We start from the raw sequence: 9690 nt of genomic DNA on the forward strand, positions 1-9690 counted from the left end.
CTGTGCGACTGGGCGGATATGCTGCGGGACTGGTGATCGGCCGCAGCCCAGCCCGCCCTCTCGCGGGCTTTTTCTTGGCACCTATAGCTCTAGAGGAGCGATGGCCGACTGGTGGTCGGCGCTGAACTGGTCCTCCAGTCCTATCGGCCTCACCCACGCATTGGGGGCGAACTTGCCGAAATCCTTGACCGGATACTCGGCGACAATGGAGGTGTTGAGCTTCTCCGACATGGCCTTGTCCAGTATCACAGAGTTGATCTTCCGGCACATCTGGACGGCGCGGGCCGACGGTGAGGGGTTCATCTGATCGTCATGCGGTAGGGCCACAGGGACATCTTCCAGATCCATCGCATCAAGCACTGCGCGCAGGAAGTCCTCGATCCGTCCGTATTGTCCCATGGAAACGACCTGGACGGCCTCCGAGCCGAACTGGTTGCGGAATGCCTCAACGGCCGGCGTCCACCGCACCTTAGGGGCCCTGACCTCGGCGTCAAACCACTCTGGGAAGCTGCCGCACTCGCCTTGCCGGTGGACGAAGTGGGTGTAGGTCGAAATCAGGAATGCCATTTGCGGCCGGATCGTGAGCACCACGCGGGTGTTATCGGCACCGGCATGGGACAGGAGCTTTGCCGTGATCGCCGCCCGGTCTATCCCGCCTTCGCCAAACCTGCGCGATGGCATGAAGTCGTGGCAGAAGGTTTCTTCGGAGCAGATGACCGTCTGGAACCGCGCAAGGTATGGAGCGAAGAAATCCGCCGTCATTTTAGCAAATTGCGGCACGTGCTTTCCGCGATAAGCGGCCAGATACGCGCCCAGGAAAGGCTTGCCGCGAATGTCTTCTGGCAGAACAAGGCCCACGCCCTTTCTCTCTAGAGCCTGCCTGTTTTCCCGCAAAATGTGCTGCAATGTGGTGGTGGCCGTCTTAGGCGCGCCAGGATGAAGAATCAGGGTGGACACGGCTTGCTCCTGCGGGTGGCCCTCTCCTGTTACCAACCCCCAGTCGGCTAAGCCAGACCCGACGCCACACGTCAGCCAGCAGAAGGCGCGAATCATCCTTCGAAAACCTCGGCGGGAAGCCCCGTGCCGTCTGGGTGGGGATGGCACGGGGGATGGGGCTGGGCAAATTTTGGTGCCTACTGGCACTTTTTTATCTTGCATAGTGCCGATTGGCACCGTATCTTTCTCTCAAGGCCGGCGACGAAGATGTGCCCGGCCACCAACCGAGAGGAACCATCCAGTGAAATTCACCTACGCCATTGCCGCCCTGCCATTCTTGGCTGCCTGCGCGCAATCCCCGGCCTCGATCCAGCCCGTCAGCATGGGCAACGCCTTCGCCGCGATGCCCTGCCAACGGGTCCAGACCGACCTGACGGCCGAGCGCCAATCCCTCGCCGCGCTGGAAAGCAAGCAAAAGGGCGCCGTCGTCGGTGATGCCGTGGGCGTATTCCTGATCGGCGTCCCCGTGTCGAGCCTGACAGGCAACGACCGCGCCGGGGCCATCGCTGCGAGCAAGGGCAAGATCTTGGCGCTCGAAGCCCGCGCCGCATCCTGCAACTGATCCGAGAGAGGAACACCCCCTGCTATGCACACGCCTGCCGCCCCCGCCGGATTGATCGCTGGCCTCTGCCTCGACAATCCCATCGTCGCTGACGAGATCCGCCACCTGATCCTGTCCGAGCGCACCACGCTGGTTGCGCCGCCCTGGTCCTCGCCGATCAGCTTGCCGGCTGGCTTCGAGGTGACGCAATGACCCCCGCCGATTACCGCCTGCGCGCCTATGTCTGGCGTGGCCTGATGCTCTGGTCCGCTGCTGTGTGGATCGCCATCATCGCGTTCGTGGCCGTGCCCGCTGCCCGCGCCATTGTCGAGGCTGCGACTGTCAGCCCCTCGGCCTGCGCCACCCTCACCGCCAGCGACTGCGCTGCCCGTATGTCGGAGGCGCGCTGATGGACACGCAGCACCTGAAAGACGGCCTGATCGCCGCGCATACCGCCCTGGTCGAGAAGATCGGAAAGCAGCCGTATCTGCCGGCCAACCTCCTGCTTTGCAACGCCGGTCTCTGGCAGGTTGGGGGATGCTATCTGGATCGTGGCATGAAGAACCGCGTGTCTGGCCCCCGGTGCGACACCCCCGAGGATGCCATTGCCGGCTTCATGGACAAGATCCACGCCATGCCGAGCGAGGCCGAACTGGACCTGATCCAGTTTAGAGAACTGCTCTCCGCCGCCATCGACTTTGGCAGTGAGCGCGGCATTGAGGCGAAATGGGTCAACCCCGTGATTGAGACAGCCCGCGCGCTGGCGTCCAATGCCCTGCCGCCTGCCGAGGGGGTGCGCTGATGGACTACTACACCGGCACGCTTGAAGCTGATGTTCCGGGCGGCGTGATTGACGCCGAGGCGGTCTATGAGATTGATGCCGCTTGGTCTCGCAACCGTGACCGCTACGGCATGCGCCAGATCCTGCACATCAATGATTTCTGTTTGGAAAGCTGGACCTTCGACGGGCGCCAGCAGACCCGCGCCACCGCCGTCGCCCTGTTGGGCGAGGCCGAGGTTGAGCGCCAAGAGGAATTCGCTCTCGAAGCGTGGAGATCCACAGCCGAGCAGGACGATGCCGACGGCTGGGCCGATTACCGCCACGACATGGCCGCAGAATAGGAGGGCTGACAGATGAACGACATGAACCCCCGCGCCATCATTGGCGGCAACTGCCCGCCCGATCCCATCGACGCCATCTGCGCGCAGTTCGAAAGCGAGCGCATGGAGGCCGAAAACTGGCTGGACGGGACTCCGGTCGAGAATGAGGGCCAGATGAAGGCGGTTGATGCTCTGCGCAAGTCCATGCGCGAGTTCCGGCTTGGCCTTGAGTCCGGCCAGAAGTCCGCCACCGCGCCGCTCTACGATGCCTATAAGGCCGAGGGCGCCCGCTGGAAGCCGAGCATCGAGGATGCGCAGCGGATCGAGAAGGGGCTTGTCGCCCTGGTGGACAGCTTCAAGAAGAAGCTCGCCGCCGAAAAGGAAGCCGCCGAGCGCGTGGCCCGCGCCGAAGCCGCCCGCAAGATGCGCGAGGCCGAAGAAGCCTCCCGTGCCGCCAATGCCGCTGACATTGAGGCGCAACGCGCTGCCGCCGAGGCCCAGCGTGAGGCCGAGGAAGCACAGCGCCGCGCCGCCGCCGCCAGCAAAGACACCGTGAAGGGTCTGCGCACCGTCACTCGCTACGAGATCACCGACCTGCGCGATGCGCTGCACTGGATCGCGAAGAACGACAAGGACGCTATGAGCGCCTTTGTCGAGGACTACGTGCGGCGCAACCACAAGGCGGCGAATATCACGGGCGTGCGCGTCTGGCAGGATCGTGAGGCTTTCTGATGAGCATCACCGCCGAAATGACCCGCCTGCTGGACGAGCGCGAGACGTTCGCCCTTGGCCTGTCCCGCTGGCAGGCGAACACCGCCGCCGCATGGAAGCTGGCCCAGATGCGCGCCGGTATCCCGGCCTGCGACTGGACCGACACCCCGCCCACCGACTTCGGCCCGGCATATCTGCAAGAGAGGATCGCGGCATGAGCGATGCAATCAAGGCGCTGGCGAAAGCCCAGACCGAGATGGGCAAGGCCATCAAGAACGCCAAGAACCCGCACCTGAAATCGAACTATGCCGATCTGGGATCGGTGATGGAAGCCTGCTTTGACGCGCTCCACGCCAACGGCTTCGCGATCATGCAGCCCTGTGGGGCTGACGAGCGCGGGCAGTATGTCGAGACGGTGCTCGCCCATGCCAGCGGCGACACGTTCACCAGCCGGGTCCATTTGGTCGTCGGCAAGAACGACATGCAGGGCGTTGGCTCGGCCATCACCTATGCCCGTCGTTATGGGCTTCTCGGCATGGCCGGGCTGGCGCCGGAGGATGACGACGGGGAAGCCACGAAGGCCACGCCCCGGCAACAGCCTGCGAACCGCGCGCCTGCCGGCCCCAGCAAGGCCGATCAAGCAGCCGCCGACAGCATGATCGCCGCCATCCGCCAGCATGGCGAGGCCGCATGGAATGACCGGCGCCTGCAAGCCGATCTGGAAAGGCTGCGCGCCTCTGCCCCTGAACTGGCGGCTCAGGTCGAAGCCGAAATCGAAACCAAGAAGCAAGGAAAGGCCGCGTGATGGCTCTGAACCGCTGCGAATTCATCGGCAACCTGGGGTCCGACCCCGATATTCGCACCACCCAAGGTGGTGACAAGATCGCCAATCTGCGCATCGCCGTCACCGAGCGGTGGAAGGACCGCAATGGCGAGAAGCGTGAAAAGACCGAGTGGATTACGGTCGTGATATTTGGGCCTCTCGCCGGCATCGCCGAGCAATACCTGTCGAAAGGCAGCAAGGTCTATGTCGCCGGCAAATGGCAGACTAGGAAATGGACCGACCAGCAAGGTAATGACCGCTACAGCACCGAATGCGTTCTGCAAGGCTTCGACGCCAAGCTCGAAATGCTCGACGGCCCGCGCGATGGCGGCCAGCAGCGCGACACTGGCAGCAGCTATGGCGGCGGTTACGGCGCGGGCGGCCGTCCGGGTGACGATCTGGACGGGGATAGCATCCCTTTCGCCCCGAGCGTGCTGTGATGCCCGCCCTGCGCCCGATCCCTGCATCCGTCTGCGACGCCAACCTCCGCGCTGTTATGGACGGCGGCTGGTCCCGCGGCGACGATCTGCTGCTGGACACGGCAGCCATGCGCATCATGGGCCTGCAAGCCTCCGACGAGGCGATTGAGCACGCCCGCCATTACCTGCGCCCTGTTCTGGAAGCGATCAGGTCGGAGGCGGCGTGATGGAATACCGCGCCCGCTTCGAGGATGGCACGCTGCGCCTGCTGGCGAACAACCTGCCCGATCTGGCGCAGGGAGAGTTGGTCACGGTCATCATCGAGCGTGGCCGCAGCCTCAACAGCCATCGTCACCAGTTCGCTTTCGTTCGGGAGGCATGGCAAAACCTGCCCGAGCACCTGCAATCCGTCCCATGGGCCGAGACGCCAGAGACGATGCGCAAGCACGCTCTGATCGCAACGGGATTCCATCAGTCCTATACGCTGGACTGCGGCGCCAACGCGACGGCGCAGCGGATCAAGGCGCAGTTGGTTCGGGCAGAGGCCCGCGCCGAAGGCTATGCCATCGGTCAGGTTCGCGGGCCGATCCTGACGATCTGGACGCCAGAAAGCCAGTCGATGCGCAGCATGGGCGGCAAGCGGTTCCAGGAGAGCAAGACGGCGATCCTCGACTGGATGGCGGCGCAGATCGGTGTGACCGCTTCGGCGCTGCGAGGTGCGGCATGAACGCGCGCATCGGCAATCTCGCTGGCCTGCCGCCTCTCGGCCAGAAGAAGGAAAAGCCATCGCGCGGCACCGCAGCAGGCAATCGGCACATGGCGCGGGTAAAAGCCCTGCCCTGCGTCATCTGCAAGCGTCCCGGTCCGAGCGATGCGCACCACGTCTTTTGCGGCCGCTACGGCTCGGACAAGGCAAGCGACTTCGAGACTATCCCGCTGTGCAAATCGCATCATCAGCACGGCCCCGAGGCGATCCACAACGCCAAGGAAAGCTGGGAGGCGAAGCACGGCCCCGATCACAGCTACCTGCCGCTGGTGGCAGCTTGGCTCAACCAAAATGACGACGAAATCCTGGGCGACTGGTTCTGACCGGCCCGGCAAGGGAGACTGACATGACCACCATTTTTGACGGCACCCCGAAATACCCCGGCCTGCAAGGCGACCTGGCGCGGGTCACGTCCATCGAGGACCGGGTGCTGATCCGCGCCGTGGATACGATGGCCGAGGAAGGCGTGACCATCGCCATGTCTCCGGAGCAGGCCCGCAGGCTGGCAGAGGCGATCAAGGATGCCGCCGCCGAAGCGGAAGGCGGTGAGGCGCGGCTGGGGTGGAGGAGAATCGGGACTGCGCCAAAGGACGGCACAGCCATCCTCGCCACTGGTGTCAATTTTGGGTTGCCAGGCCGGGGGCGCCACTACGCTCTGGCGAGGTGGGAAAGCTGCGAGCATCCATCGCCGGATGACTGGTCCGGATGGTATGAGCCGGACGGCGACGGAGGTCCATATTATTGGCTGACGCACTGGATGCCACTGCCGGAGGCCCCGCAATGACCACCCCCCAGTGCCGCATGACCGCTCTCCCCAGCACCGAAGACCTGGCCAGGTTGGCGAAGGAAAACTACGACGATCCGCAATATCTTGCCGCTCTCGGCTTGATGATCGTGACAGGACGCACAGCAACCAGCCTTGTCCAACGCGCGCTCGGTATCGGATACAATCACGCCGCTCGCATTGTGGAGCGGATCGAGGCTGACGGCATAATCAGTCGCCCCAATAACTGCGGTAAGCGCGAGGTCGTCCTCGACCGCCGGGAGGCGTGGCGGCCGGAGACGAACATTTTGCCATTGGTAGCGTTGACCATTGAACAGATGCGCCAGTTCGAGGCGTCCAGCGGCGACCTAGAGCGGCTCGGTCTGAACGGCGAATGGATCCCCACAGACACGCCGCTGTCGCCCGGCCTGGTCTATCGCATCAAGCCCACCCCCACCACGGAGGCCAGCCATGACCGCTGACAAAACCGCCGCGCCGGAATGGATCGACGTTGCATTTGCTGATGGTTTCGGCTGGTCCACCTACGCAGCCCATGAAGGAGATAAAACAAGGTTTATCCGCTCCGACCTCTGTGCCTCGGGGCAGCAAGTGCGGGCTGATCGTCACCAGATCGCCCGCGCGATTTGGGACGCTATGACATGGGCAGCCGTCCAGGGTGCGCCTGACGGGACGCTGCCCAAATATATGGAATGGGGCAACAGTCTCGGTGAGTGTGAAGCTCGTCGGACCGCTGATCGCATCCTCGCCGCCCTGACGCCAGCCCCGCAGCCCGAGGGGTTCAGCATCAACCCTGAATATCAGGCGATCTTTGACGAGGCGAAAGCGCGCGCCCCGCAGGCCGCAGGAGAGGCGGTGCCGGTGGACCTGTCGCACGGATGGCTGATCCATAAGGCCGGGCGCGGCTGGTATCGACCGAACGCTAAGGGATACACCGGTTGCATCGCCGAGGCGGGACGATATTCGCACGAGGATGCGCTAGCCTACTCGCACCCCAATGGCTGGGACGGCCCCCGCGACAATATCACCATCAAGCACGAGAGCGAGGTCGCCCACCAGCCCCAGCCCAGCGAGACGGTCGCGGAGGCGTCGCGTCTGATCGGTGAAGCGCGGTTGTGGCTTGATACGGGATTCGATCTTGCGGGGGAAACGCTGGAATACAGTCCTGAAAGTATCAGCCAAATACTGGACAGACTGGACGCCGCCCTGCGCGCCCTGAAAGGCGGTGAAGCAAATGGTTGAGCGTTTTGATGTCGCCATAAAGCATTCGTGCGGAAGCGACCCCTATGCGGTTATGGTCTCGGATCCCGATGGCTCCTATGTGATGGCGTCAGATTATGATGCAGCCCACGCCGAGATCGAGCGGCTGAATAACGCCCTGACAGAGGCGGCTTGTCAAATCAGCGATCTAGCAGGCCGGCTCGGGCGGGCCGAGGGCCGATTGGATGCCTCAGAATTGGTTGGGGTCGTCGAGGGTTGGATGGCTCGCGCCGAGAAAGCCGAAGCCGAGCGCGACGAAGCACGGGCGCAGGTAGCGATGGCGTATGCCCAATGATGGCGGGACGGCAATCACCCGGACGCCCGAGAAATGCCCGCCAACCCGCGTGCCGCCCTTGAAGCCTATGGCCGCGAGAAGGTGCGGGAGGGGATGCAGCGGGCGGCGGAGATTGCTCGCGACTGCTGGAATGACCCGCAGTGCGAAGCTGACGCGGAATATATCCCGAACGCCATCCGCGCCGAAATTGAGACGCTGAAATGACCGACACGCGCGAACTGGTGGAGATGGCCCGCGCCGCGCTTACCAGCGGAGGGCGGGGGTGATGGCTGAGATTGTTATCGGCGCATGGTTGGCAGTTCTGATATGCAGCCTGCGCGGGAATGGCGATTATGTCCTTTGCTATGCGATTGGTGCCTCGGTGTGTTGGATAGGCGGCCTTCTTTCCGCCCGCCGCACCGGACAGGGAGAGGGTGATGAGTGACCTGGACAAACTGATTGCGGCGGTGGAGGGAGGCATTTGGCCCGGTCCCGATATGCACGATGCTCTCGGCAGTGATCGTAGAGGCGAATTGGCATACGCCGCCTTCAACGGCTCCCTCGACGCAGATCTGGCGCTACACGAGGCGCTCTTGCCGGGCCACGGTTGGGGCGCGGGGCCATGGGGCGCGCGTGTCTGGCTCTATTCTGACCACCCCAAGTGGGATGGCAGCGAAAGGCATGAAGTCGATATGGTTAATGCCCCCGCCCGCGCCTGGCTTCTCGCTATCCTGCGCGCCTACCGCCAGCAGAGGGACGGCCAGCCATGACGCCCCGCTACCAGACAAGGACAGGGAGAGGGTGATGGGTGAATACGAAAAGCCCCTCGACATGAACGGGGCCGCAGAGGCGCTCGGCATATCGCGCCGGACCTTGACCGACTCCCTGGCGACCCTGCCATATTACGAACTGCGCGGCCGGAAGAAGGTCTTTTACGCCGAGCACATCACCGCCTTGAGACGAGGGATGCACGAATGCGCCTGCAAATCAAATGGATCGAAGGCTGGGCCTATGCGCACGGCACCGGTCCTGACGGCAAGCGTATCCGACGCGCTCTCCGAACTCGCGACCCTGCACGAGCGGAAGAAGCGCGGGCAGCCCTTGAGGCGAAGCTCTGGAAGATAGGGCTTTACGGGGCAGATCACGTCCTGACATTCGAGGAATGCGCGCTGGCCTATGTGAAGGATGGCGGGGAGACGCGGTTCGTGCTGGCAATGGCGCGGCGGTTGGCCGGGAAGCGGCTCAAGGACATCACCCCGGCCGAGATCCGCGAGGCAGCACGGCTGGAATATCCCGACGCCTCGAACGCAACCCTGAACCGCCAGGGCATCACCCCGGCCCGGGCCGTCATCAACTTCGGCCACCAGCAGGGATGGTGCCCGGCGATCCGCGTCAAGGCTTTCCCAACCCAGAAGCCGAAACGGCAGGCAGTCGATGCGCGCTATCTGGACAAGCTGCGTCCACACCTGCCCCATCCGCTCTATGTGATGATGATGTTCCTGCACGTCACGGGCCGGCGCGTCAGCGACGCTATTCACCTGACCGCAGATCGCGTCGATGGCGACCGCGTCATTTTCGAGACGACGAAGAACGGCGAACCTGCCGTCGCCTACATGACGCCCGAGGTGGCGGCCATGGTCGCGGGCATAGCCCCCGAAGCCGGCAAGGTGTTCCCCTACGCGCACCGCAGCAGCGTCTATGCCACGCTTCGCCGCGCCTGTGGCAAGGCCGGCGTGCCCTATCTTGGCACCCATCAGCCAGGGCGGCACAGCTTCGCGACGACGCTCTCCAAGGCGGGCTTTTCGACCAAGGCCATCGCGGACGCGGGCGGCTGGAAGTCGGTCAGGCTGGTGGCCGAGGTCTACGAACACCCCGAGGAAGTCGGCCAGCGCGCGGCAAAGGTAATTGGCAAAAGACTGGCAAAGAGGATTCCAAAGGATCGGAAAGCATGATAAGATTCATTTGGTTGCGAGAATATGCTACTTCCTTGGTAAGGGAGAGGTCGAGAGTTCAATCCT

At 63.7% G+C, this 9690-nt stretch carries 21 protein-coding genes; 20 read left to right on the forward strand and 1 reads right to left on the reverse strand.

The annotated features are described in order from the left end of the window. Nucleotides 1-81: 81 nt before the first annotated feature. Nucleotides 82-957 carry a hypothetical protein gene (locus E3D03_RS19160; protein ID WP_263568277.1) on the reverse strand — a complete coding sequence of 292 codons (876 nt, stop codon included), beginning with the start codon at nucleotides 955-957 and terminating at the stop codon, nucleotides 82-84. Between the two features lie 280 nt (nucleotides 958-1237). Between E3D03_RS19160 and E3D03_RS19165 the strand changes: the two genes are divergently transcribed. From E3D03_RS19165 to E3D03_RS19260, 20 genes are all read left to right on the forward strand, one after another. Further along, nucleotides 1238-1558 carry a hypothetical protein gene (locus E3D03_RS19165; protein ID WP_263568278.1) on the forward strand — a complete coding sequence of 107 codons (321 nt, stop codon included), beginning with the start codon at nucleotides 1238-1240 and terminating at the stop codon, nucleotides 1556-1558. A gap of 24 nt (nucleotides 1559-1582) precedes the next feature. After that, nucleotides 1583-1750: a hypothetical protein gene (locus E3D03_RS19170; protein WP_156429020.1), complete on the forward strand. Its 168-nt coding sequence runs from the start codon at nucleotides 1583-1585 to the stop codon at nucleotides 1748-1750. Beyond that, entirely contained in the window at nucleotides 1747-1947 is a 201-nt protein-coding gene (locus E3D03_RS19175) for a hypothetical protein (protein ID WP_263568279.1), read from the forward strand. The genes E3D03_RS19170 and E3D03_RS19175 overlap by 4 nt, the downstream gene beginning before the upstream one ends. Then, nucleotides 1947-2339, forward strand: a complete 393-nt coding sequence (locus E3D03_RS19180) for a hypothetical protein (protein ID WP_263568280.1) — start codon at nucleotides 1947-1949, stop codon at nucleotides 2337-2339. The genes E3D03_RS19175 and E3D03_RS19180 overlap by 1 nt, the downstream gene beginning before the upstream one ends. Next, a complete protein-coding gene (locus E3D03_RS19185) occupies nucleotides 2339-2659 on the forward strand; it encodes a hypothetical protein (RefSeq protein WP_263568281.1) in 321 nt (106 codons plus the stop codon). The genes E3D03_RS19180 and E3D03_RS19185 overlap by 1 nt, the downstream gene beginning before the upstream one ends. 12 nt (nucleotides 2660-2671) lie before the next feature. After that, complete coding sequence (locus E3D03_RS19190; protein WP_263568282.1) at nucleotides 2672-3370, forward strand: hypothetical protein; 699 nt, start codon at nucleotides 2672-2674, stop codon at nucleotides 3368-3370. After that, nucleotides 3370-3567 carry a hypothetical protein gene (locus E3D03_RS19195; RefSeq protein ID WP_263568283.1) on the forward strand — a complete coding sequence of 66 codons (198 nt, stop codon included), beginning with the start codon at nucleotides 3370-3372 and terminating at the stop codon, nucleotides 3565-3567. The genes E3D03_RS19190 and E3D03_RS19195 overlap by 1 nt, the downstream gene beginning before the upstream one ends. Continuing rightward, nucleotides 3564-4154: an ERF family protein gene (locus tag E3D03_RS19200; RefSeq protein ID WP_263568284.1), complete on the forward strand. Its 591-nt coding sequence runs from the start codon at nucleotides 3564-3566 to the stop codon at nucleotides 4152-4154. Before E3D03_RS19195 ends, E3D03_RS19200 begins: the two co-directional genes overlap by 4 nt. After that, nucleotides 4154-4612, forward strand: a complete 459-nt coding sequence (ssb, locus tag E3D03_RS19205; RefSeq protein WP_263568296.1) for a single-stranded DNA-binding protein — start codon at nucleotides 4154-4156, stop codon at nucleotides 4610-4612. Before E3D03_RS19200 ends, ssb begins: the two co-directional genes overlap by 1 nt. Further along, nucleotides 4612-4818, forward strand: coding sequence for a hypothetical protein (locus tag E3D03_RS19210; RefSeq protein WP_263568285.1), 207 nt, complete (start codon nucleotides 4612-4614; stop codon nucleotides 4816-4818). Before ssb ends, E3D03_RS19210 begins: the two co-directional genes overlap by 1 nt. Beyond that, nucleotides 4818-5318, forward strand: a complete 501-nt coding sequence (locus tag E3D03_RS19215) for an antitoxin family protein (protein WP_263568286.1) — start codon at nucleotides 4818-4820, stop codon at nucleotides 5316-5318. Before E3D03_RS19210 ends, E3D03_RS19215 begins: the two co-directional genes overlap by 1 nt. Then, complete coding sequence (locus E3D03_RS19220; protein WP_263568287.1) at nucleotides 5315-5680, forward strand: DUF968 domain-containing protein; 366 nt, start codon at nucleotides 5315-5317, stop codon at nucleotides 5678-5680. The genes E3D03_RS19215 and E3D03_RS19220 overlap by 4 nt, the downstream gene beginning before the upstream one ends. 23 nt (nucleotides 5681-5703) lie before the next feature. After that, on the forward strand, nucleotides 5704-6141 hold the full coding sequence (locus E3D03_RS19225; protein WP_263568288.1) for a DUF551 domain-containing protein: 438 nt from the start codon (nucleotides 5704-5706) through the stop codon (nucleotides 6139-6141). Next, entirely contained in the window at nucleotides 6138-6602 is a 465-nt protein-coding gene (locus E3D03_RS19230; protein ID WP_263568289.1) for a DNA translocase FtsK, read from the forward strand. The genes E3D03_RS19225 and E3D03_RS19230 overlap by 4 nt, the downstream gene beginning before the upstream one ends. Beyond that, the gene (locus tag E3D03_RS19235) at nucleotides 6592-7380 is read left to right on the forward strand and encodes a hypothetical protein (RefSeq protein ID WP_263568290.1); all 789 of its coding nucleotides are present in this window, start codon (nucleotides 6592-6594) and stop codon (nucleotides 7378-7380) included. Before E3D03_RS19230 ends, E3D03_RS19235 begins: the two co-directional genes overlap by 11 nt. Further along, entirely contained in the window at nucleotides 7373-7693 is a 321-nt protein-coding gene (locus tag E3D03_RS19240) for a hypothetical protein (protein ID WP_263568291.1), read from the forward strand. Before E3D03_RS19235 ends, E3D03_RS19240 begins: the two co-directional genes overlap by 8 nt. Nucleotides 7694-7726: 33 nt before the next feature. Next, nucleotides 7727-7897 carry a hypothetical protein gene (locus tag E3D03_RS19245; protein WP_263568292.1) on the forward strand — a complete coding sequence of 57 codons (171 nt, stop codon included), beginning with the start codon at nucleotides 7727-7729 and terminating at the stop codon, nucleotides 7895-7897. Nucleotides 7898-7958: 61 nt separating this feature from the next. Continuing rightward, nucleotides 7959-8117, forward strand: coding sequence for a hypothetical protein (locus E3D03_RS19250; protein WP_263568293.1), 159 nt, complete (start codon nucleotides 7959-7961; stop codon nucleotides 8115-8117). After that, nucleotides 8110-8442: a hypothetical protein gene (locus E3D03_RS19255; RefSeq protein ID WP_263568294.1), complete on the forward strand. Its 333-nt coding sequence runs from the start codon at nucleotides 8110-8112 to the stop codon at nucleotides 8440-8442. Before E3D03_RS19250 ends, E3D03_RS19255 begins: the two co-directional genes overlap by 8 nt. Before the next feature lie 204 nt (nucleotides 8443-8646). After that, complete coding sequence (locus tag E3D03_RS19260) at nucleotides 8647-9624, forward strand: tyrosine-type recombinase/integrase (RefSeq protein ID WP_263568295.1); 978 nt, start codon at nucleotides 8647-8649, stop codon at nucleotides 9622-9624. Nucleotides 9625-9690: the final 66 nt, after the last annotated feature.

This window comes from Paracoccus sp. DMF (assembly GCF_004407025.1).
Taxonomy (GTDB): domain Bacteria; phylum Pseudomonadota; class Alphaproteobacteria; order Rhodobacterales; family Rhodobacteraceae; genus Paracoccus; species Paracoccus aminovorans_B.